Source organism: Bacillus sp. JK62, from assembly GCF_053663455.1.
Genome location: NZ_JBSJQA010000009.1, coordinates 80,546 through 101,845 on the forward strand (window position 1 = coordinate 80,546; position 21,300 = coordinate 101,845).

Consider the following 21,300-nt stretch of genomic DNA (forward strand, 5'->3'; position numbering starts at 1 on the left):
CGTCAGGGATAAAATCTGACGGCTTTTTGTCTATTTCTTGTTTTTCAAAAGAGCTTCCATCCGGCTGAACAGCTGATAAGAAGCATCGGCCGGTTTTTTGGTCAGCAGGCTGACGGCAATACCGGCAATCAGACTGAGGAAGAATCCCGGAATGATTTCGTATACGCCGGTTGAAGCGGCAAGCCCTGTCGTAATCCAGATTAAAACGGCCGCGGCCCCGGTAATCATCGCCGCAAGCGCTCCCCATTCATTCATCCGTTTCCAGTACAGACTGAGCAAGAGCGCCGGGCCGATAGCCGAACCGAAGCCAGCCCACGCATATCCGACCAGATCAAGAATGGTGCTGTTCGGATTCATGGAAAGCAGGATGGCGATAACGGCCACGATCAATACCGACAGGCGTCCGGTCATGACCAATTCTTTATCGCTCGCTTCCCGTCTGAAAAAGGCGCGGTATAAATCTTCCGTAATGGCGCTTGCCGTTACGAGAAGCTGTGAGGAAATGGAACTCATGATCGCCGCTAAAATCGCAGACAGCAAGAAGCCCGTAATCAGCGGGTGGAACAAGATTTTAGAAAAAATAATGAAAATCGTTTCCGGATCTTTTACGGAGACCCCGAAGTGATGAGAATACGCAACCCCGATAATCCCGGTCAGCAATGAACCGACAACTGAAATAACCATCCAGCTCATCCCGATTCTGCGGGCGGGTTTTAAATCTTTCACTTCTTTAATCGCCATAAATCGTACGATGATATGAGGCTGGCCGTAATAGCCGAGTCCCCATGCCAAATAAGAAATAATGCTAATGACGCTCGCGCCTTTAAAGATATCCAATAGTTTCGGGTTAACGGCGTTGATCGAATCAATCGTCGTTGAAACGCTCCCGAGCTGGGTAAAAGCAACGATCGGCACAAGCACTAATGCCGCAAACATGATCGCTCCCTGTACAAAGTCAGTCAGACTGACAGCGAGGAAACCGCCAAACAGCGTGTAAAGGACAACAACACCGGCCGTTAAAAACAAACCGAATTTGTAGTCGGCGCCGAATGCCGATTCAAATAACCTGCCTCCGGATACCATCCCGGACGATGTGTACAGTGTGAAAAAGATCATAATAATCACGGCGGAAACAATTTTCAGCAATGATGACGAGTGGCGGAACCGTTTATCGAAAAAATCGGGAATCGTAATCGCATCATCCGCAACTTCCGTGTAAGCGCGCAGCCTCGGAGCAAGCAGCAGATAATTTGAATACGCGCCGATCGTCAAACCGAGCGCCAGCCATAAGGTCGATAACCCCGTTGCGAACATTGCGCCGGGAACTCCCATCAGCATCCATGCGCTCATATCCGCCGCACCTGCGGACAGCGCCGTTACGAACGGGCCGAGTCCTCTTCCGCCCAGCATGTAATCATTAATATTCGTTGTCTTTCTGAATGCGTACCAGCCGATTAACAGCATGGCAGCAAAGTAAATGCCAAGAGATATAATTAATTCAATACTCACGTTTTTGGACCCTCTCTTCTTTCATGTAAATGTTGCATCACCTCTGTAGATTAGTAGTGCCGGAATATGCGCCGGCGATCCAGCCTTTAGTCATCATTCCATGCGAATCACATATTTAGTGCCGGCTATGGTTACTAAACCTAACAAAGTATCCCCGATCAATCAACTCTCGAAACCTGGCCCGCTCAAGGAAAAAATCCCCGCCAACATAGAACAGCTTAGAGATGAAAACGCTACCAATAAATTATAAAAGTAAAAATTTTCTGACATATAATTCGTTTCTCTTTCTCCCCGATTTAGGATAAAATAGAGAGGGTTTCATCATGCCTCAGAAGGCGGCGTTTTGTTGCTTTAGAGGGCTCGTTTTTGATATGATCAGTATTATATGACGAAACGGAGAATTATGCGGAGGTGGATCTTATGTCACGAATTTCTATAGAAGAAGTAAAGCATGTCGCTCATTTGGCGAGACTCGCCATTACAGATGAAGAAGCTGAAATGTTCACAGAACAGCTTGACAGCATCATCTCGTTTGCCGAGGAGCTTAATGAAGTGGACACGGATAACGTGGAACCGACAACACACGTGCTGAAAATGAAAAACGTAATGAGAGAAGATGAAGCGGGTAAAGGCCTTCCGGTCGAGGATGTCATGAAAAATGCTCCCGATCATAAAGACGGCTATGTCCGTGTGCCATCTATTCTGGATTAAAGGAGGGAGACAGTATGTCATTATTTGATCACAAAATCACAGAACTGAAACAAATGATACATAAAAAAGAAATCAAGATTTCCGATCTTGTTGATGAATCTTACAAACGGATCGCATCCGTGGATGATAAGGTGCAGGCATTCTTACAGCTTGATGAAGAAAGAGCCCGCGCTTACGCGAAAGAACTTGACGAAGCGGTTGACGGACGGTCTGAACACGGTCTTCTCTTCGGAATGCCGATCGGCGTCAAAGACAACATCGTGACCAAAGGGCTTCGCACAACATGCTCAAGCAAAATCCTCGAAAACTTCGATCCGATTTACGATGCGACGGTTGTGGAGCGTCTTCAAGCCGCTGAAGCCATCACGATCGGAAAGCTGAATATGGACGAGTTCGCGATGGGTTCTTCTACTGAAAACTCCGCGTACAAAGCGACGAAAAACCCTTGGAATCTCGATACGGTTCCCGGCGGATCAAGCGGCGGTTCCGCAGCTGCGGTTGCAGCCGGCGAAGTGCCGTTTTCACTCGGATCTGATACGGGCGGCTCCATCCGTCAGCCGGCTTCTTTCTGCGGCGTCGTCGGATTAAAGCCTACATACGGACGCGTGTCACGTTACGGTTTGGTCGCTTTTGCGTCTTCACTTGACCAGATCGGACCGATCACAAGAAACGTAGAAGATAACGCATTCCTGCTTCAGGCGATTTCAGGCCCGGACAAAATGGACTCTACGAGCGCCAATGTCGAAGTGCCGGACTTTCTTTCTTCATTAACTGGCGATATTAAAGGCTTAAAAATCGCCGTGCCGAAAGAATATCTCGGAGAAGGCGTCGGCAAAGAAGCGAAAGAATCGGTTTTAGCCGCTTTAAAAGTGCTTGAAGATCTCGGAGCGACATGGGAAGAAGTATCTCTGCCGCACAGCAAATACGCGCTTGCGACATATTATCTGCTGTCTTCTTCCGAAGCGTCTGCAAACCTTGCGCGCTTTGACGGCATCCGCTACGGCTACCGCTCAGACAATGCGGACAACCTGATCGACCTTTATAAACAGACGCGCTCAGAAGGCTTCGGCAACGAAGTGAAGCGCCGCATCATGCTCGGCACCTTCGCGCTCAGCTCCGGCTACTATGACGCGTATTACAAAAAAGCGCAAAAAGTGCGCACGCTTATTAAAAAAGATTTTGAAGACGTATTTGAGAAATACGATGTCATCGTCGGACCGACAACGCCGACACCGGCATTCAAAATCGGCGAAAAAACCAGCGATCCGCTCACAATGTACGCCAACGATATTTTAACGATCCCTGTCAACCTCGCGGGTGTGCCGGGAATCAGCGTGCCGTGCGGATTTGCGGACGGACTGCCGCTCGGACTGCAAATCATCGGAAAACACTTCGATGAAGGCACTGTATACCGCGTCGCTCATGCTTTTGAGCAGGCAACAGATCATCATAAAGCGAAACCTGAACTGTAAGGGGTGAAATGAAGTGAACTTTGAAACGGTAATCGGACTTGAAGTCCATGTGGAATTAAAAACAAAATCTAAAATTTTCTCAAGCTCACCGACGCCATTCGGCGCGGAAGCGAATACCCAAACGAGCGTCATCGACCTCGGCTATCCCGGCGTGCTGCCCGTTTTGAACAAAGAAGCGGTCGAATTCGCGATGAAAGCCGCAATGGCTTTGAACTGTGAAATCGCAACGGATACGAAGTTTGACCGAAAAAACTATTTCTACCCGGACAACCCGAAGGCATATCAAATATCTCAATTTGACAAGCCGATCGGCGAAAACGGCTGGATTGAAATCGAAGTCGGCGGAAAAACGAAAAAAATCGGCATTACCCGTCTTCACCTTGAAGAAGATGCGGGAAAACTGACGCATACGGGCGACGGCTATTCCCTCGTTGACTTCAACCGTCAGGGCACGCCGCTTGTCGAGATTGTATCTGAGCCGGATATCCGCACACCTGAGGAAGCTTACGCATATCTCGAAAAGCTGAAATCAATTATCCAATACACAGGTGTTTCCGACTGTAAAATGGAAGAAGGTTCACTGCGCTGTGACGCCAACATTTCCCTCCGTCCGATCGGCCAGGAGAAATTCGGCACAAAAACGGAGCTGAAAAACCTGAACTCCTTCGCGTTCGTGCAAAAAGGACTTGAGCATGAAGAAAAACGCCAAGAGCAGGTGCTTCTGTCAGGCGGAGTCATTCAGCAGGAGACGCGCCGCTACGATGAAGCGACGAAAAAAACCATTTTGATGCGTGTCAAAGAAGGTTCGGACGACTATCGTTATTTCCCTGAGCCTGACCTTGTCGAGCTCTGCATTGATGACGAATGGAAAGAACGCGTAAGAGCAACCATTCCTGAGCTTCCGGACGAGCGCCGCAAGCGTTATATCGAAGAGCTCGGTCTGCCGGCTTATGACGCAATGGTTCTGACGCTGACGAAAGAAATGGCTGATTTCTTCGAAGAAACGGTCAATAAAGGCGCGGAAGCCAAGCAGGCATCAAACTGGCTGATGGGTGAAGTCTCAGCTTACCTGAACGCCGAACAAAAAGAGCTTGAGGATGTCGCACTGACTCCTGAAGGCCTTGCCGGCATGATTAAGCTGATTGAAAAAGGAACCATCTCGTCCAAAATCGCAAAGAAAGTCTTTAAAGAATTAATTGAAAAAGGCGGCGACGCAGAAAAAATCGTTAAAGAAAAAGGCCTCGTGCAGATTTCTGACGAAAGCGTGCTTCTGAAGCTGGTAACAGATGCGCTTGACAGCAACCCGCAGTCAATTGAAGACTTCAAAAACGGAAAAGACCGCGCGATCGGCTTCCTTGTCGGGCAGATTATGAAAGCCTCAAAAGGACAGGCCAACCCGCCGATGGTCAACAAAATCTTACTTGAAGAAATCAAAAAACGATAAAAAAAGCAGCCGCCTGAAAGGGCGCTGCTGATACGGAGACCGGTAAGCGCCGGTCTCTTTTTTTATAAGCTGAAATAGGTTTCAATGGAAGCCCGCAGCGTTTCAATCTGCTCATTTCCGCTGCCTGCCAAGTTGGATAGCATTCCTTTAATAATCGGTTTTCGCGGCTCTTCCTTTGCGTATTCCTCTTCAATGACTTCAAGCGATACGAGGACGTCCTCAGGCAGCCCCTGCTGTGCTTTTATCTTTTGAATATCCGCAAGCAGTCTTTCTCTGTCCGCCGCCGGCTGAGTGAAGATATCCTCAGGCAGCAGCGGATCGGGATTGTCTCTTATCAGTCCCGTAATCAGATCATCGATTCTGGCAATCAGAAAGGCCGCCACGTTTTCCGTCCGGAATGCCGTATGTTCATTAAAAATCAAGAAATGAATATAGGAGCTCACTATTCCTTGCGCCATAACGGACGCATCCGCTATAAACGGTATGACGGCATCTCCGTAAACGGAGAGCAAAGCATCCCGGTACAGCATGTTAAATTGAATATTGGCCTCATGAAAATACTGTTTGACCTTTTGATTTTCAGGAATGACCTTTTCGCTCAGCAAGAGAATGATAAAGTCCTTGTGCTCCATAAATTCCTGGAATTGATAAGCGATTTGTTTTCGGAATACGTCCTTAGGCGATTTATGCTGATGTTCTGTTTTGATTTTCTTTATTTCTTCCATAGACATGCCGATGTAATACTCACATGCTGAGAGCAAAAGGTCTTCTTTTGATTTAAAATGAAGATAGAAGGCCCCTTTTGAAATTCCGCATTCACCGGCGATTTCCTGAATGGTTGTTGAAGAAAACCCTTTTTTGGCAAATAAATGGATGCCTGTTTTTATGATTTTCTCTTTTTTTTCGTTCATGACGTGCTTCCCCTTAATCCTGAAAAATTTAGAAAAATTTACTGCCTTATTAGTTGACGATGTTGAGTTATACCGTTTAGTATTATATAGAATGACCAGTCAGTCAATAAAAATTAACGGAGGACATGATGAACCACATTATTAACTTTGTACTGAAGAACAAATTCGCAGTTTGGCTGATGACGATTATCGTTACTGTAGCAGGGCTGTATGCCGGTATGAATATGAAGCAGGAATCCATACCGGACGTCAACATGCCTTACCTCTCAGTAAATACGACTTATCCCGGAGCTGCTCCGAGTCAAGTTGCGGATGACGTGACAAAACCGATCGAGCAGGCGGTGCAGAATTTAGAAGGAGTGAGCGTTGTAACGTCCACATCCTCTGAAAACGTCTCATCGGTTATGATTGAATATGATTACAACAAGGATATGGACAAGGCGAAAACCGAAGTCGCTGAAGCGCTGGACAGTGTCAGCCTTCCTGATGACGCGAAAAAACCTGACATTTCCCGTTACAGTCTCAACTCTTTCCCGATTTTGACGCTCAGTGTGACAAGCGGCAAAAGCTCGCTTGAAGATCTGACTAAAAATGTGGAAAACACTCTCGTTCCTAAGCTTGAAGGCATTCAGGGCGTTGCGTCCGTACAAGTTTCCGGGCAGCAGGAAGAGCAGGTGGAATTCTCTTTCAAAGACAAAAAAATGAAAGAGTACGGACTTGATGAAGATACCGTCAAGAAAGTGATCCAAGGCTCTGACGTCAATACGCCGCTTGGATTGTACACATTCGGCAACAAAGAAAAATCAGTTGTCGTTAACGGAAATATTACGTCAATTAAAGATCTGAAAGAGATGAGAATTCCGGTCACATCTTCTTCTGCCGCTCAAGGTCAAGCGGGCGGAGCCGGTGCGGCATCTGCGGCGGATGCTCAGGCTATGCAGCAGGCACAGCAAAGCGCGTCAGCAGGGGTGCCGACAGTCAAGCTTTCTGACATTGCCGACATTAAAGATGTGAAAAAAGCTGAATCCATTTCCCGCACGAACGGAAAGGACAGCATCGGAATTAATATCGTAAAAGCCAATGACGCCAACACGGTAGAAGTGGCCGATGCGATTAAAGATGAACTGAATCAATACAAAAAAGACCATAAAGGGTTCAAATACAGCTCGACTCTTGATATGGCAGAGCCGATTACAGAGTCAGTGGATACGATGTTAAGCAAAGCGATTTTCGGCGCGATTTTTGCGGTCGTGATCATTCTCTTATTCTTAAGAGATATTAAATCAACGATGATTTCTATCGTTTCCATCCCGCTGTCACTGCTGATTGCGCTTCTTGTGCTGAATCAGCTTGATGTCACATTGAACATAATGACGCTCGGTGCGATGACGGTCGCCATCGGACGGGTAGTCGACGACTCGATTGTCGTGATCGAAAACATTTACCGCCGCATGAGGCTGAAAGATGAACCTTTACGCGGGAAGCAATTGGTGCGTGAAGCGACGAAAGAAATGTTTAAACCGATCATGTCATCAACGATCGTAACCATTGCCGTATTCCTGCCGCTTGCCATGGTCGGCGGACAGATCGGCGAACTGTTTATGCCGTTTGCCTTAACAATCGTCTTCGCGCTTGCCGCATCACTGTTGATTTCGATCACACTGGTGCCGATGCTTGCGCACAGCTTATTCAAAAAATCGCTCACAGGCGCGCCTGTTAAAGCGAAAGAGCATAAGCCGGGCAAATTGGCCAATTTCTATAAAAAAGTGCTGAATTGGTCATTAAGCCATAAATGGATTACATCTATCATCGCGGTTCTGATGCTTGTCGGCAGTTTGTTCCTCGTACCTCTGATCGGCGCGAGCTACCTGCCTGCGCAAGCGGACAAAACGATGCAGCTCACATACACGCCTGAACCGGGCGAAACGAAAAGCGAAGCTGAAAAAGCTGCCCAAAAAGCGGAAGACATGCTGCTTAAACGCAAACATGTCGATACCGTTCAGTATTCTTTAGGCTCGCAAAGTCCGCTCGGCGGAAGTTCAAACGGCGCATTGTTCTACGTGAAATACGAGGATGACACGCCTGATTTTGACAAAGAAAAAGACAATGTCTTAAAAGAAATCAAAAAAACATCGAGCCGCGGCGAATGGAAATCACAAAATTTCAGTTCGTCAGGCAACAACAACGAATTAACGTACTATGTGTACGGAGATTCAGAGTCTGATATTAAAGGCACGGTCAAAGACATCGAAGGCATCATGAAAAAGGAGAAGGATCTGAAAGACATCAACTCAGGCCTTTCCAGCACATATGATGAGTACACGTTCGTCGCTGACCAGGAGAAACTCAGCAAGCAGGGTCTGACGGCTTCGCAAATCTCCCAAGCCCTGATGTCCCAAACGTCACAGTCTCCTTTGACAACGGTGAAAAAAGACGGCAAAGAGCTTGACGTCAACATCAAAACAGAAAAAGACCAGTATAAGAGTGTAAAAGAATTAGAGGATAAAACCATCACATCGCCTGCAGGCCAAGAAGTAAAAATCGGCGATGTGGCGAAAGTGAAAAACGGCACGACGTCTGATACCATTTCCAAACGCGACGGCAAAGTGTACGCTGACGTAACGGCAACCGTCACTTCTGACAACGTCACGAAGGTGTCATCAGCCGTTCAAAAGAAAGTTGACAAACTGGATAAACCGGACAATGTATCGATTGATACCGGCGGTGTATCAGCGGATATTGCAGATTCCTTTACGAAACTCGGGTTAGCGATGCTTGCCGCAATCGCCATCGTATACCTCGTTCTTGTGATCACGTTCGGCGGAGCATTAGCGCCGTTTGCGATTCTGTTCTCGCTTCCGTTTACAGTCATCGGCGCATTAGTCGGACTGTATGTATCCGGAGAGACGGTCAGTCTGAATGCCATGATCGGTATGCTGATGCTGATCGGAATCGTCGTCACAAACGCGATTGTCTTAATTGACCGCGTCATCCATAAAGAAGCGGAAGGCCTATCGACGAGAGAAGCGCTCCTGGAAGCCGGCTCTACGAGATTGCGTCCGATTCTGATGACGGCGATCGCGACAATCGGCGCCCTGCTTCCATTGGCATTGGGCTTTGAAGGCGGAAGCCAAGTCATTTCTAAAGGACTCGGTGTCACCGTTATCGGCGGTTTAATCAGTTCGACTCTGCTGACTCTTCTGATTGTGCCGATCGTATATGAAGTATTAGCGAAATTCCGTAAGAAAAAACCTGGAACGGAAGAAGAGTAAGACAGCGGGCCTTGGCTCCTTAAACGGAGCCGGGGCCTTTTTTCTTCTGGCAATTCCTGTACATATTGTTGCGATTTTCTCAAGTCATAGTATAATTAAAGGTTGTTAGTGTTAATAATGGATCGGATACTCTTAAGTAGGATGATGAGATAATGAAACGTGCACGCATAATATACAATCCGACTTCAGGACGGGAGCTTTTCAAGAAAAATCTTGCCCAGGTCCTGCAAAAATTTGAACAAGCCGGTTATGAAACCTCCACCCATGCCACCACATGCGCGGGGGATGCCACCCACGCCGCAAAAGAAGCCGCTTTGCGGGAGTTTGACCTGATTATCGCAGCCGGCGGAGACGGAACGATTAATGAAGTCGTCAACGGTCTTGCGCCGTTAGACAAACGCCCGACACTCGGCATCATTCCGGTCGGCACGACAAATGATTTCGCCAGAGCGCTGGGCATTCCGAGAGAGAATATACTGAATGCCGCTGATACCGTCATTAACGGCGTAGCCCGCCCGATCGACATCGGACAGGTGAATGGTCAGTATTTTATCAACATCGCCGGAGGAGGCCGTCTGACGGAGCTGACGTACGATGTGCCAAGCAAACTGAAAACGATGCTCGGCCAGCTTGCTTATTATTTAAAGGGAATGGAAATGCTGCCTTCACTTCGACCGACAGAAGTCGAGATTGAATATGACGGCAAGCTGTTTCAAGGCGAAATTATGCTGTTTTTAGTGACGCTGACTAACTCGGTCGGCGGATTCGAGAAGCTGGCCCCTGATTCCAGCCTGAATGACGGCATGTTTGATTTAATTATTTTGAAAAAAGCCAATCTCGCGGAGTTTATCAGAGTCGCGAGCATGGCGCTCAGAGGCGATCATATTAACGATCAGCACATTATTTACACAAAAGCGAACCGTGTGAAAGTCAATGTATCGGAAAAGATGCAGCTGAACCTGGACGGCGAATACGGCGGCATGCTGCCCGGCGAATTCGTGAATCTGTACCGGCATATTCACGTCATCATGCCGAAGGAGAAAGCGGAACAGCTGGATGACTAATACGCTGACAAAATCCTAAAACAGTATTCGTTTTAGGATTTTGTCATCTTTTCAGCGTGATCGGAAACCTTTGAAGGCTGACATTGAATTTGAAGGTTTGCCAGCACGCTGAAACAAGGCTTTTGGTAAAACGAGAGGTGATTATAGATGAAAATGAAACCCCCGATAGAAAAAAATGAATACTATGACGTGACATTTGAGGATTTGACGCATGAAGGAGCGGGCGTCGCAAAGGTTCAGGGCTTCCCGATCTTCGTGCCGAACGCCCTGCCTGAGGAAAAAGCGCAAATCAAAGTGACACGTGTCAAAAAAGGCTTCGCTTTCGGCCGCTTGATCGAGCTGAAGGAAGAAAGCCCGCACAGAACGGATGCCCCGTGCCCGATCTACAAGCAATGCGGCGGCTGCCAGCTTCAGCACATGACCTATGAAGGCCAGCTCTTGTTTAAACAGAAACAAGTCAAAGACGTCTTAGAACGGATCGGCAAGCTGGCCCTCTCAAACGTCACCGTGCACCCGACGCTCGGCATGGAAGACCCGTGGAACTACAGAAACAAAGCGCAGGTGCCGGTAGGAGAAAGAGAAGGCGGACTCGTCGCCGGATTCTATCAGCAAAGAAGCCATGACATCATCGACATGAGCGCCTGCCTGATTCAGCAATCCAAAAACGATGAAGCCGTCCAAGCCGTCAAAGACATCTGTGCAGCATACGGTGTCAAAGCCTATAACGAAGAACGCCACAAAGGCTGGCTCCGCCACATCATGGTCAGATACGGCGTCGTCACGGGCGAAATGATGATCGTCTTTATCACTAGAACAAGCGATTTTCCGCACAAAGCGAAGATCATCGAAGACATTACGGCGCAATTCCCGCACGTCAAATCGATCGTGCAAAACATCAACCCAAATAAAACAAACGTCATCTTTGGGGACGAAACAAACGTCATCTGGGGCGAAGAATACATCTACGACCTCATCGGAGACGTCAAATTCGCCATCTCCGCCAGATCATTCTATCAGGTCAACCCGGAACAGACAAAAGTGCTCTACGACAAAGCGCTTGAGTACGCGGAGCTTCAAGGAGAAGAAACCGTCATCGACGCCTACTGCGGCATCGGAACCATTTCTCTATTTCTTGCAAAGCAGGCGAAAAAAGTGTACGGCGTCGAAATCGTGCCGGAAGCCATCGAGGATGCGAAACGCAACGCTGAGCTGAACGGCATCACAAACGCGGAATTCGCAGTCGGAGAAGCGGAAACCGTCATTCCAAATTGGTACGAAGAAGGCATCACGGCCGACACCCTCGTCGTCGACCCGCCAAGAAAAGGCTGCGACGAAGCCCTCCTGCGGACAATCATCGACATGAAACCGAAGCGGGTGGTGTACGTGTCCTGTAATCCAGGAACGCTTGCAAGAGACCTGCGGGTGCTTGAGGATGGCGGATATCAGACGCTCGAAGTGCAGCCGGTGGATATGTTCCCGCATACGAATCATGTGGAGTGTGTGGCTGTGCTGGAATTAAGAGAAGGCAACTAACCCTTAGGGATGGTTGCCTTTTTTAATCCGCATTTTTTTGTATTCAGGACGAACTCGTGACATGAGAGGAGTACCAGAAGATGTTTGGTTAACGTCTATAATATAGCTTTCTATACATCTCTTTATTAATATTCACTCTAGAGGGGCAGCTTTTTTAATACACTTTCATATCTTGTTTTTTCTCCTTACTAATCATTACTTTTTCTAAATAACTCTTAAGAAATACATTATCTATCCTATCCGGGATGTAACCCAGACGTTTATTTAATATATTCTCTATGATATACATTTTCTTTGTGTAATATTGGTAATTATCCGTTGCGATTTGAACACTTTCTGATTCAAGTCGAGATTTATATAGCTGATCATACTTCTGTTTACGTATTTTTCTTGAGAGCCGCAGTAAATGAAATAATTCAATTGTTGGCAGAGTCATTAGTTCTGGTGTAGACTTATCCAAATCTAATTCAGAAGTATGCTCACGATAATCTATGATTTCACGTTTGCCATCTCTCTGAACATTATGTATGTACATTAAGCAAAAACTACAGTAATACTGATTATCCTTTTGAATTGAAGTTGCACAATAAGGGCATGTTTCCATTACGTTCTCCTTTCTTAATGTTCTAAGATAGTATGTATTTCGGTTACAAATAGGAATTTTAAATAGTATTGAAATTCTTAACCAATAAAAACCCTTTTAATGATAAAGAGTTTATTGAATACAGCATGTATAAATTTCCTGCAAAATCAATAGTGATCCCCTTGTATAGAAAATCCACCGATCCCTAAATCCAATAACAAAACCCGAAAATAATAAATTATATCGTTATAATCAAGATAATTATTTATAAAAAGATAATAAATTTGGATAAAAATGAGAAAATCCTGGCGGGAATGACGATATAAAGTTAGTGAACAACGGTATAGAATCTTACTTTTCGAGGTGAACAGAATGGGAGAAGAACAAGACATTATTACAGTAACCGATCTGCGCAAAAAATATGGATCATTTGAAGCAGTGAAAGGGGTATCCTTTTCTGTCAAACGCGGCGAGCTGTTTGCATTTCTGGGAACGAACGGTGCAGGGAAATCGACCACTATCGATATTCTCTGTACGCTGATTAAAAAGACATCCGGAAAAGTGGTAATAGACGGTTATACGCTTGGTGAGGGGAAAGAGAATAATCATATCCGCAAAAAGATCGGAGTTGTTTTCCAAGAGAGCATTTTGGATGAACGATTGACCGTTTATGAAAATATCATGAACCGCGGACAATATTATCATTTAAGCAAGGTACAAGTGCAAGAGAACTATCAGTTTGTAACAGACTATTTAAAATTGGATGATATTAAGGAGAAAAAATACAGCGATTTGTCAGGCGGACAAAGAAGAAGAGCGGATATTGCCCGTGCCATCATCCATAAACCGACTATATTATTTTTAGATGAGCCTACTACAGGTCTTGATCCGCAAACGAGAGTATTTGTTTGGAATGCGATTAAAAGGCTGCAGGAAGAAACAAACATGACGATCTTTTTAACGACCCATTACATGGAGGAGGCCGCTGTGGCTGATAACGTTGTGGTCATCAAAGAAGGACGCCTGATCGCAGAGGGTACACCAAGTCAGCTGAAAGATCAATATGCGTTTGACAGTCTGCATATGATGTTTAAGCAAGGCGTTGATCCGACTGCATGGTTTGAAAATAAACAACTGGATTTTACGGTTAAAAACTCTATTTATTCCCTTCGTGTAGAGTCCACTCTCCAAGCGTTTGACATTTTGAAAGGTCTTGAAGGAAAAATTGAATCTTTTGAGGTGATTAAAGGGAATATGGATGATGTGTTTATCCATATTATCGAAGAACAAGGAAGCAGTTTGCCAGTAAAGGGGAGCATTGCATAAATGAAGTCTTTATCCAGTTTAATCAGCAGAAATATAAAAATATACTTCCGTGATCGAACGCTTTTGCTTCTTTCTTTGCTGTCAGTATTTATCGTCATTCTGTTATATGCCGTGTTCTTACAGCAGACACAGCTGGACGCCATTAAGGCCCTGGTCGGTTCGACAGATGATTCCAAAGCAATGGTGAACGAATGGATGGTGGCGGGATTGCTGTCCATTACAGCTGTGACAACGACTTTAGGCGCTTTCGGAATTATGGTGAAAGATAAAGAAAGCAAGAGAACGTATGACTTTTTAACAGCTCCTTTATCAAGGGCGACCATCCAATTGAGCTATGTCATTCATTCATTTGTCATCGGCTTGATCTTTTCTTTCATCGCCTTTTTAGGCTGTGAAATTTTTCTCGTTTCAACAGGCAGCAAGCTTTTAAGCGGTACAGATATACTTGAAGTATTGGGGATCATTATTCTTTCAGTTGCACTCTCAAGTTCCATAAATTTATTTTTAACGCTGTTTATTCACACACAAAATGCATTTTCGACGTTAAGTACGATTGTCGGAACAGCCATCGGTTTTTTATGCGGAGTATATGTGCCGATCGGCGGCGTACCGGTGTTTGTGCAGAAGATTATTATGTATTTCCCTATCAGCCACACCGCCGTTCTGTTCAGAAAAGCGTTTATGACAGACTCAGTTGATAAAGTATTTAAACATGCTTCTGCGGACCAAATACAGGAATATGAAAAGCATTACGGGATCGTCTACAAGTTAAACGGCCATTTTATCAGTACGGCTGCGAGCTTGTGGGTCATTGTCATTACAGCCATTATATTTACCGTCATATCTATTTTCATATTTAAAAAACAAAATAAATGACTTCTTCAGACGATACATAACGATGTAACAGGCAGCATCCGTTTACTGGATGCTGCCTGTTTTGTTTATCATTATTCTTTTTGTGCTCAATTCTTAATTCCTAAAAAAGTTCTCGGATTTCTCTTAAAAAAGTGTTGAAGATATCTTTATTTACACTGTATCAGGCTGGTAGATCTTGCGAATAAATCAGTTGACGTTTTTTTGGTGTCTTGAAGTGAAAGAGAACCATGGTAGAGTCATCTAATACTTCTGCATAAAGATATATTTTTGCCCATTCACAAGGTATGATGTAGTTATAAAAAATAGCCCAGCAAGGAAGTGCTGAGCCATTATTGACTTATAGACCGACGTAGTTTATTACAAATTCTTTATCGTCCTCATCTTCAGGCAAAATCCCCAAGTTTTGATATTCCCATACCACTTGCCGTTGTGTTCCGTTTAAGTCTGAGGCGATGACATCGGTGTAATCGTAGTCAATTGAGAATTTACCGGTATTCTCTAGTTTAAGCGTTAAATTGGTCCAACAATCTGGGTTATTTGCTTTAAATTCTTATCTTAACTCCTCGAATAACTCTTGAAGTTCAATTAATAAACTAACGTAATCAGAAACTAATTTAAATTTTTCCTTCGTTAGTCTTAATATAATCCTCTAAAAAGTCTCTGACCGTTTTCCTTTTTGGCAGTAAACCCAGGTTTTTATACACCCAAATAGCTTTTCTTTGAGATCCATTTAGCTCTGAAGCAATTACATCTTCATAGTTATAATCTATAGAAAACTGGCCTGTCCTATCTAGTTTCAAAGTCAAGTTTGTCCAAATTTGCGGATTATTTTCCTTGTACTCTTCGCGTAATTCTTCGAATGATTCTTGAAGTTCGATTAATAAATCATCATAGATATCTTCGCTTACATTAAAATGGTCTGGAATGTTATGTGAATATAAGAATTCACTCTCGCCCGGTATATTAAAATAAAAATATACTTCGGAAGAGTCCTCTAATATCTCGGCGTAAAGATATACTTTTTCCCATTCTGATGGAATCATTTCATTTATCTGATTTGCTATTCTTTGATACAATTCACCCATTTTTGGTGTGTCCATGATCTCAACCTCCAGATTGATTTTTTATTGTTACTTTTTCGAAATCAGCATCTCCAATGCTGTACTTAACGATGAATTTGTCTGGTCTTAGTGAATCACCTTTATATATGGCTTTTATATTAACGTTAACTTTTTGCGGTGGTTCTTCTTTAAGAGCCTTTGCCCATTCTTGCTCCATTTCATACCATCTGCCGCCGCTCCTATTAATCTGAGAATTCATCGGCACGATGTTGTCGAATTGGCCTGAGCCTTTGAATTGGGTGGCGATTAGGTGGCCTCCGTCGTCATCTGTCAGACGGTCTGGTTTACCTGCTTTTGACTGTGCATATTGGTTGCGTTTTGCTTCTCCCAGCTGCAAGTCTGCTTTGACACTTGTAATTCTACCATAGTTGTCAGTCGTGTATGTGTAGCCTTCTTTTGTTTTGTAAATGACATTCGGCTTCAATACTTTCTTTCTGGTCCATTTCGCAAAATGCTCGCCGTATTTGACCGTTACCGGCGGTACATGCGGTGCCGGTGTCCGTCTGCCGCTTGCGGAGGTTCCGTACGGTTTCGGCAGGATGACCTTGGCGAATTTCTGCAGTCCCTCTTTAAGTGTGACCCCGTTGACTGCATTGTAAGGCACGCCCGCCGGCACTAAGTCGTGACGCGGATGATACGGGAGAATATCAGCCAGGGTGAGATCTCCAATTTGATTTAACTTGGTTTTGACACGTTTTTTTGATACTTCCATGCTTGTGTTTACTTTTTGTTTGATGTGATCAACGGTTTGTTTTGAGACCGTTATCACTTTTTGTGCTGCGGCGGATTTGCTTGCTGCTGTTTTGACTTTGGTTGTCACTTTGGCGGCTGTGCCTGTTTTTGAGACGGCACCGACGCCTTTTGTGCCGACGACTGATGTCACAACGGTGCCCACTGCATATGACACCCATCTTGCTCTGGAGTAGGTGTCGCCATTCACCATGTCTTTTTGGTACGATTCTTCGATTGCCGCTGAAATGGCTTCATACGTCTTGATCGGGTGAGCCACCGCTCCTGTAATGGCTTCAACCGTTCCGCCCGGATCTGTGACCATATCCCATAGGCCAGTGACCGCGTCTTTTCCGGAATCATAAAGGCCGACGGCAACGCCTTTGAAACCGTCTGTAAGTTCACGCGTGTTTTCAATTTGAGTGAAGTAGCGCTGCTGTTCTTTTGTCAGGTTTTTATAGCCGATCGTTTTGGCCATTGAGTAGAATTCATCAGCATTCGCATAATCGTAGTTTTTCAGTCTTTCTTTCAGTTTTTCAATCTCTCGTTCCTTCGCTTCCTCTTTCTTCATCTTCAAATAAGCATCCGAATGTCTTGCAATCTCGCCTTTTTTCTTATGGATGTCGCTTTCACGGTACGCCTTGGCGTTGTAGTGAAGCGGCGTGGCGTTTTTTCCTTTGCCTGTGGCGTTTTGAAGCTGCTCAAAGTCGGCTTGGATGAACTGTTCGTTCGCTTCGGTTTCTGCGTATTCTTTCGATAGATCGTGATCGAGCTTGCCGAGTTTATGTATCGTTTCGCTTCTTTTTTTGTCAGCTGAAGAAAACTTCTGATCTGTGCTTTCCGTTGAAAACAGATCAAGCGAGATGATGTCATCGATCTCACTGAGGATGGAGCGCATTTCCTTTTTTTGCCCTTCCATCATCGCCTTTGATTTGCTGAGGGCGTGGGTGAGTTCATGCTCCAGGAAAGATTCCTCCACATGCGAACTGGAAAGTCCGGCATCTTCGACCTTGCCGGGAAGGCTTGTGAGAAATGCGATTTTCATATCAATCAGATCAAGCCAGCTGTCAGTAACGCCGGCGTGGTCCTTGAAAAAAGCTTTGATGTTATCTGCGCCCCGACCAGAGAAATCGCCGTCACCAAGATCAGCCATGCCTTGAAACGCTTTTTTCAGATTAACCATCTGACCGCGCAGTTTTTTGTATTCACCCGCGCGCTGTTTGGCGGCGGCCAGGAGGGTGGTTGCTTCGAAAACTTTCATGACCATATCCTTTCATGCGAAATACTTCAACAAGATATTACCATGGAAGAATAAAGAAAAAGGTTGATATGCGATCCGAAAAAGGAAAATGAATAATTTGACCCGTGTCATTGTGTTTATCCTTGTGTGGTTAAGCATTTGAGAAGTGGGTTTGAAGATAATAAACCGATAGAACTGGGAATTACTCCAACACTCGAATTGTATTCATTCGAAAAGCTCAAGCTGATCAAAAAGATTAAGACAATTGCATTGCTTATGCATGTTCAAATTCTAAAGAAGTAATAAGACACGCAACGAATAGCCTTAATGTATGAGAGTGGGGTTTGTCATATGTTTGCCATATATTCGTAAAGGGAAAATGGATAAAGAAGTAGATGTGCCCAAAGAACTTTTCTATTTACAAAAATTACATGGTGATTTATTATTGGCTTATATCAGTTAAAATCACTGGAATAAAAGGTGTAATTAAATGGGCAATCAAAAAATTGTAGGCTATCACGGCACATTTCAAACTGCTGTTGATAACATACTAGAAGAGGGTTTTAAACCGAAAATCAGAAGAAATCATTGGTTGGGGCAAGGAACGTATTTTTATACAGAGAAAAAACTTGCTCAATGGTTTATAACTAAAAATGCAAAAACAGATCAAGAAAAAAAGAAAATCACCAGTTCGGTTGCTATAATAAAAGCAACTATAGAAGAAGAGGATACTAAGGTTTTAGATTTAGACTCTACTGAAGGAGTTGACTTATTCTTTAAATGTGTTGATGAGCATCAAGATACTATACAAAAATTTGACTTTACAGAAGATGAGCATATAAATCGATGTATTATATTGGACTTGCTAACTCGATTATGTGATTTTAATGTAGTAAAAAAAACATTCGAGGCAAGAAATCACAAGCCTTCATATGCTAAAGTAAATACAGGTTTCTTTGATCGAAAAGTCATTCCTTTAAATATTCACTACAAGGAAACACAAATAAGAATTCAAAATCAAAAATGTATTAAATCTAAAGAAGTTGAATATCCTAATGAATATAAACAACCTAAAAGATTGCATTTTAACAGCCAATTTTTAGGTTAAGGAGCGATGAAAATGAACAAGGATGTCAATTCAATCGTAAAAGAAATTGCAGAATTGTATGGAGTGAGTTACGACTTAGATAAAACTGACTTTACTATTAGAGATGAAGAAGGAACAGTTAATGTCGTTGATAAAAAAACCTTGTATAAAGCATTAGGTGTTTCAAAGCCTGAAGAAGACAAATGGTCCAAGGTTTCTGAGAAGTATAATGTATCGTGGGAAAATCATGATCGAATTAATTATGTCATTAATGACGCTACATGTGATATTCAAGTCAGCAGTGATGCTGATAAGGTTGCTTAATATATAGAGGTGTAAATATGAAGGGTATTATTACTTTCAATGGTTATAAAGTAGATACATTAAATTATGAAAGAACATATAATTTTGATTTTAGTAAGGATTCAGCTAAATTAACTCCTGAGTTTTTAATTTATAAAACCGAATCAATAGATGATCCATCTTATTACAATCTTATTTTTGGTGTTAGGATAGGTCAAGAGGAAGGTAATCTTCCATTTAAAGCGGAAGTGATTTTAAGGGGATTCTTTTGTTTTAATAGTGAAGATTTCAACCAAGAAGAATATGAAATTGATGATTATCAAATATTCACAATCATCAATGGCTCAGCAATTTTATATCCTTATCTAAGATCGGTGCTTACAGATTTAACTAGTAAAAGCAATCATAATCCGATTATACTGCCAACTATTAACTTCAATGAGTTTATTCGAGACAAAGAATTAAACGAGTTATTGATAGATAGTGAGTATTATGAGGATATCGAAAAATAAGCTTACCTAAATGTAAGCTTTATATCCATTTTCCCTTTTTTAAAACTTCAATCGTTTACGCCGGTAGTTCATTTTTGAATGAATTGGTTTGGAGGTCGTTGGGGACGAATTGGGAACCCATTTGTTCAAAAAGAATACCAGAAAGGCTGGTCAGCAAACATTATAAAATAAGGTTTTCAAAATAAAACGTCTGTTTGTATCAGAAGATAATCACTACCTTGACAGGGTAGAGGTCGCTGGTTCGAGCCCAGTCGGAATCATAGCCGAAACCCTTGCGTAGCAAGGGTTTTTTACTTTCTTTTAATATAGCCGGTTTATCAAATTCGTAAGTTGTTCGCAAACTGTGGGCGAACTTGATTTTTTGGCTCGAAATTTATTGGCCGTATTTCTTTTTAGGATCAAAATAGTTGAAAAGTTCAGCTGGTGATGCCGTCAAGTAGATCCAAACCGCACTGTCGGTATTGGATTTCTATCCGGATAAAAAAGCCAAAAAATCGGTATCAATATAAAAAGGCCCTCTCATAAAATGGGGGCCTTCAGTGTTTCTTTTAAATAGCTTCTTTTAGTTGTTCTATTACACTTTTCAACCATTCTATAGGTGGTAAGCCAATTGTCGGGAAATATATTTCTGCATTACACTTTATAATGTCTTCCTTTTCTTCTTTAGTTAGATCGCTATTTAGAAACTCTTCGCAATACTTTACTGTAAATAGCAAACCTTCTTTACTAATTTCCTCAATAAATTCGTCTAAGGCGTGTTCAGGGGATTGGATATCTTGATGAAATGTTGCACCTAAAAAATTTTCTAATTCATCTAAGAAATCATACCTTTCATCCATGATACTTCCTCTCTTTCTATTTGGTTGGATATCCTGTAAGGATAAAGTTACCGTTATTATCTTTTTTGAGTATAATTTTTGCGTTTGTAACGTTTTCTACTAGTTCTGAATTTCTTGATACACTTCTGCCGATTATTTCTCCATCGCCCTTGTATCTTAACATTAATTTAGGTTTTTTAGGATCATCAATCCAATTTTCGATTTTCTTTATATTTTTTGGATCGTTTAAAACTGAATTAGCAATTCTTTCAGCGGTAGCCCTATCTTTAAAAGTAGATGAAGCTGTAATATGTGGGTTAGGATCAGTTTTCAGTCTTTCTATTAATTCTTTATCTGTTTTCCCAACATGCCTTTCTATAAGGTGTCCGCCTTTTGCTTCGTGAGCAGCTAAACCCCCGCCCGGTGCGAGAGGACTGCTGTCTCCTTGTTTAACACTATGTATGCCGTTATTGTCAGAAGTCACAGATTTACTGAGAACACTTTCTTTCTGATCTTCAATAATACTTTTCAATAAAGGCGTATTCTTCACATTGTGAGTATTTTCAATATCCTGGCCTATTCCGGCAAGCGCGGGTTGGTACTTATTTTTAGAAACGGAATTGATATAATTTTTTCCTTTTTCAATCCTGGTTTTTACATGTTTTGCAGCCGCTTTTTCACCGGCTTCCAAGACGTTATCCACTTTGGCGGCACCTGTTTTGGCGAGCTTGCTTGATACTTTTACAGCTGAGCCGGAACCTTTTAGTCCGACGATGCTCCCGATGGCGT

Annotated in this window: 18 protein-coding genes and 2 pseudogenes; 11 read left to right on the forward strand and 9 right to left on the reverse strand. The window is 43.4% G+C overall.

From position 1 onward, the window contains the following. Window positions 1-30: 30 nt before the first annotated feature. Window positions 31-1,509: a sodium/proline symporter PutP gene (putP, locus tag ACWJJ4_RS18680; RefSeq protein WP_007408914.1), complete on the reverse strand. Its 1,479-nt coding sequence runs from the start codon at window positions 1,507-1,509 to the stop codon at window positions 31-33. 420 nt (window positions 1,510-1,929) lie between these two features. Here putP and gatC point away from each other — a divergent pair, with 420 nt between their 5' ends. Genes gatC through gatB form a run of 3 tightly spaced genes read left to right on the forward strand, consistent with a single transcriptional unit; the run spans window position 1,930 to window position 5,136 of the window. Then, window positions 1,930-2,220, forward strand: a complete 291-nt coding sequence (gene gatC / locus ACWJJ4_RS18685) for an Asp-tRNA(Asn)/Glu-tRNA(Gln) amidotransferase subunit GatC (protein ID WP_003155732.1) — start codon at window positions 1,930-1,932, stop codon at window positions 2,218-2,220. Between the two features lie 14 nt (window positions 2,221-2,234). After that, a complete protein-coding gene (gatA, locus tag ACWJJ4_RS18690) occupies window positions 2,235-3,692 on the forward strand; it encodes an Asp-tRNA(Asn)/Glu-tRNA(Gln) amidotransferase subunit GatA (RefSeq protein WP_060674468.1) in 1,458 nt (485 codons plus the stop codon). A gap of 13 nt (window positions 3,693-3,705) precedes the next feature. Then, a complete protein-coding gene (gene gatB / locus ACWJJ4_RS18695; RefSeq protein WP_015388583.1) occupies window positions 3,706-5,136 on the forward strand; it encodes an Asp-tRNA(Asn)/Glu-tRNA(Gln) amidotransferase subunit GatB in 1,431 nt (476 codons plus the stop codon). A gap of 62 nt (window positions 5,137-5,198) precedes the next feature. Here the strand turns inward: gatB and ACWJJ4_RS18700 are convergent, their stop codons facing one another. Next, window positions 5,199-6,047 (reverse strand): TetR/AcrR family transcriptional regulator, encoded by an 849-nt coding sequence (locus tag ACWJJ4_RS18700; protein ID WP_060674470.1) that lies wholly within the window; start codon window positions 6,045-6,047, stop codon window positions 5,199-5,201. Between the two features lie 128 nt (window positions 6,048-6,175). Here ACWJJ4_RS18700 and ACWJJ4_RS18705 point away from each other — a divergent pair, with 128 nt between their 5' ends. The 3 genes from ACWJJ4_RS18705 to rlmD all read left to right on the forward strand — a co-directional run bounded on the left by ACWJJ4_RS18705 (window position 6,176) and on the right by rlmD (window position 11,916). Continuing rightward, window positions 6,176-9,319: an efflux RND transporter permease subunit gene (locus ACWJJ4_RS18705; RefSeq protein WP_454021867.1), complete on the forward strand. Its 3,144-nt coding sequence runs from the start codon at window positions 6,176-6,178 to the stop codon at window positions 9,317-9,319. Window positions 9,320-9,471: 152 nt separating this feature from the next. Then, window positions 9,472-10,383 carry a diacylglycerol kinase gene (locus ACWJJ4_RS18710; protein ID WP_020955460.1) on the forward strand — a complete coding sequence of 304 codons (912 nt, stop codon included), beginning with the start codon at window positions 9,472-9,474 and terminating at the stop codon, window positions 10,381-10,383. 147 nt (window positions 10,384-10,530) lie between these two features. Next, entirely contained in the window at window positions 10,531-11,916 is a 1,386-nt protein-coding gene (gene rlmD / locus ACWJJ4_RS18715; RefSeq protein ID WP_454021868.1) for a 23S rRNA (uracil(1939)-C(5))-methyltransferase RlmD, read from the forward strand. A 154-nt stretch (window positions 11,917-12,070) separates the two neighbouring features. Here the strand turns inward: rlmD and ACWJJ4_RS18720 are convergent, their stop codons facing one another. Then, window positions 12,071-12,520, reverse strand: a complete 450-nt coding sequence (locus ACWJJ4_RS18720; protein ID WP_327969583.1) for a hypothetical protein — start codon at window positions 12,518-12,520, stop codon at window positions 12,071-12,073. Window positions 12,521-12,871: 351 nt separating this feature from the next. On the opposite strand from ACWJJ4_RS18720, the gene ACWJJ4_RS18725 reads away from it, so the two are divergent. Both ACWJJ4_RS18725 and ACWJJ4_RS18730 read left to right on the forward strand, forming a co-directional pair. After that, window positions 12,872-13,825 carry an ABC transporter ATP-binding protein gene (locus ACWJJ4_RS18725; protein WP_017419047.1) on the forward strand — a complete coding sequence of 318 codons (954 nt, stop codon included), beginning with the start codon at window positions 12,872-12,874 and terminating at the stop codon, window positions 13,823-13,825. After that, on the forward strand, window positions 13,826-14,701 hold the full coding sequence (locus ACWJJ4_RS18730) for an ABC transporter permease (protein WP_003155719.1): 876 nt from the start codon (window positions 13,826-13,828) through the stop codon (window positions 14,699-14,701). A gap of 103 nt (window positions 14,702-14,804) precedes the next feature. Here ACWJJ4_RS18730 and ACWJJ4_RS18735 read toward each other — a convergent pair. The 4 genes and pseudogenes from ACWJJ4_RS18735 to ACWJJ4_RS18750 form a co-directional block, all read right to left on the reverse strand. Beyond that, window positions 14,805-15,005, reverse strand: a pseudogene (locus ACWJJ4_RS18735) (TIGR01741 family protein); the annotation flags it as partial. Between the two features lie 33 nt (window positions 15,006-15,038). Then, a pseudogene (locus ACWJJ4_RS18740) lies at window positions 15,039-15,302 on the reverse strand (TIGR01741 family protein); the annotation flags it as partial. Between the two features lie 13 nt (window positions 15,303-15,315). Beyond that, complete coding sequence (locus tag ACWJJ4_RS18745; protein ID WP_069473184.1) at window positions 15,316-15,801, reverse strand: antitoxin YezG family protein; 486 nt, start codon at window positions 15,799-15,801, stop codon at window positions 15,316-15,318. A 4-nt stretch (window positions 15,802-15,805) separates the two neighbouring features. Beyond that, the gene (locus ACWJJ4_RS18750) at window positions 15,806-17,812 is read right to left on the reverse strand and encodes a T7SS effector LXG polymorphic toxin (protein WP_454021869.1); all 2,007 of its coding nucleotides are present in this window, start codon (window positions 17,810-17,812) and stop codon (window positions 15,806-15,808) included. A 469-nt stretch (window positions 17,813-18,281) separates the two neighbouring features. On the opposite strand from ACWJJ4_RS18750, the gene ACWJJ4_RS18755 reads away from it, so the two are divergent. Genes ACWJJ4_RS18755 through ACWJJ4_RS18765 form a run of 3 tightly spaced genes read left to right on the forward strand, consistent with a single transcriptional unit; the run spans window position 18,282 to window position 19,693 of the window. After that, the gene (locus ACWJJ4_RS18755; protein WP_063174602.1) at window positions 18,282-18,899 is read left to right on the forward strand and encodes a hypothetical protein; all 618 of its coding nucleotides are present in this window, start codon (window positions 18,282-18,284) and stop codon (window positions 18,897-18,899) included. Between the two features lie 12 nt (window positions 18,900-18,911). Further along, window positions 18,912-19,202, forward strand: coding sequence for a hypothetical protein (locus tag ACWJJ4_RS18760; RefSeq protein WP_063174603.1), 291 nt, complete (start codon window positions 18,912-18,914; stop codon window positions 19,200-19,202). 17 nt (window positions 19,203-19,219) lie between these two features. Continuing rightward, complete coding sequence (locus ACWJJ4_RS18765) at window positions 19,220-19,693, forward strand: protein-export chaperone SecB (RefSeq protein ID WP_063174604.1); 474 nt, start codon at window positions 19,220-19,222, stop codon at window positions 19,691-19,693. A 548-nt stretch (window positions 19,694-20,241) separates the two neighbouring features. Here ACWJJ4_RS18765 and ACWJJ4_RS18770 read toward each other — a convergent pair. Then, the gene (locus ACWJJ4_RS18770) at window positions 20,242-20,532 is read right to left on the reverse strand and encodes a contact-dependent growth inhibition system immunity protein (protein WP_015417243.1); all 291 of its coding nucleotides are present in this window, start codon (window positions 20,530-20,532) and stop codon (window positions 20,242-20,244) included. A 16-nt stretch (window positions 20,533-20,548) separates the two neighbouring features. After that, a partial coding sequence (locus ACWJJ4_RS18775) for an RNase A-like domain-containing protein (protein WP_454021870.1) occupies window positions 20,549-21,300 on the reverse strand: 752 nt, incomplete at its 5' end.

What these genes read in the sequence shown, in the direction of transcription:
- gatC (WP_003155732.1), top strand. Translation starts at nt 1,930, where the DNA reads ATGTCACGAATTTCTATAGAAGAAGTAAAGCATGTCGCTCATTTGGCG.
- gatA (WP_060674468.1), top strand. Translation starts at nt 2,235, where the DNA reads ATGTCATTATTTGATCACAAAATCACAGAACTGAAACAAATGATACAT.
- ACWJJ4_RS18700 (WP_060674470.1), bottom strand. Translation starts at nt 6,047, where the DNA reads ATGAACGAAAAAAAAGAGAAAATCATAAAAACAGGCATCCATTTATTT.
- ACWJJ4_RS18705 (WP_454021867.1), top strand. Translation starts at nt 6,176, where the DNA reads ATGAACCACATTATTAACTTTGTACTGAAGAACAAATTCGCAGTTTGG.
- ACWJJ4_RS18710 (WP_020955460.1), top strand. Translation starts at nt 9,472, where the DNA reads ATGAAACGTGCACGCATAATATACAATCCGACTTCAGGACGGGAGCTT.
- rlmD (WP_454021868.1), top strand. Translation starts at nt 10,531, where the DNA reads ATGAAAATGAAACCCCCGATAGAAAAAAATGAATACTATGACGTGACA.
- ACWJJ4_RS18720 (WP_327969583.1), bottom strand. Translation starts at nt 12,520, where the DNA reads ATGGAAACATGCCCTTATTGTGCAACTTCAATTCAAAAGGATAATCAG.
- ACWJJ4_RS18725 (WP_017419047.1), top strand. Translation starts at nt 12,872, where the DNA reads ATGGGAGAAGAACAAGACATTATTACAGTAACCGATCTGCGCAAAAAA.
- ACWJJ4_RS18730 (WP_003155719.1), top strand. Translation starts at nt 13,826, where the DNA reads ATGAAGTCTTTATCCAGTTTAATCAGCAGAAATATAAAAATATACTTC.
- ACWJJ4_RS18745 (WP_069473184.1), bottom strand. Translation starts at nt 15,801, where the DNA reads ATGGACACACCAAAAATGGGTGAATTGTATCAAAGAATAGCAAATCAG.
- ACWJJ4_RS18750 (WP_454021869.1), bottom strand. Translation starts at nt 17,812, where the DNA reads ATGAAAGTTTTCGAAGCAACCACCCTCCTGGCCGCCGCCAAACAGCGC.
- ACWJJ4_RS18755 (WP_063174602.1), top strand. Translation starts at nt 18,282, where the DNA reads ATGGGCAATCAAAAAATTGTAGGCTATCACGGCACATTTCAAACTGCT.
- ACWJJ4_RS18760 (WP_063174603.1), top strand. Translation starts at nt 18,912, where the DNA reads ATGAACAAGGATGTCAATTCAATCGTAAAAGAAATTGCAGAATTGTAT.
- ACWJJ4_RS18765 (WP_063174604.1), top strand. Translation starts at nt 19,220, where the DNA reads ATGAAGGGTATTATTACTTTCAATGGTTATAAAGTAGATACATTAAAT.
- ACWJJ4_RS18770 (WP_015417243.1), bottom strand. Translation starts at nt 20,532, where the DNA reads ATGGATGAAAGGTATGATTTCTTAGATGAATTAGAAAATTTTTTAGGT.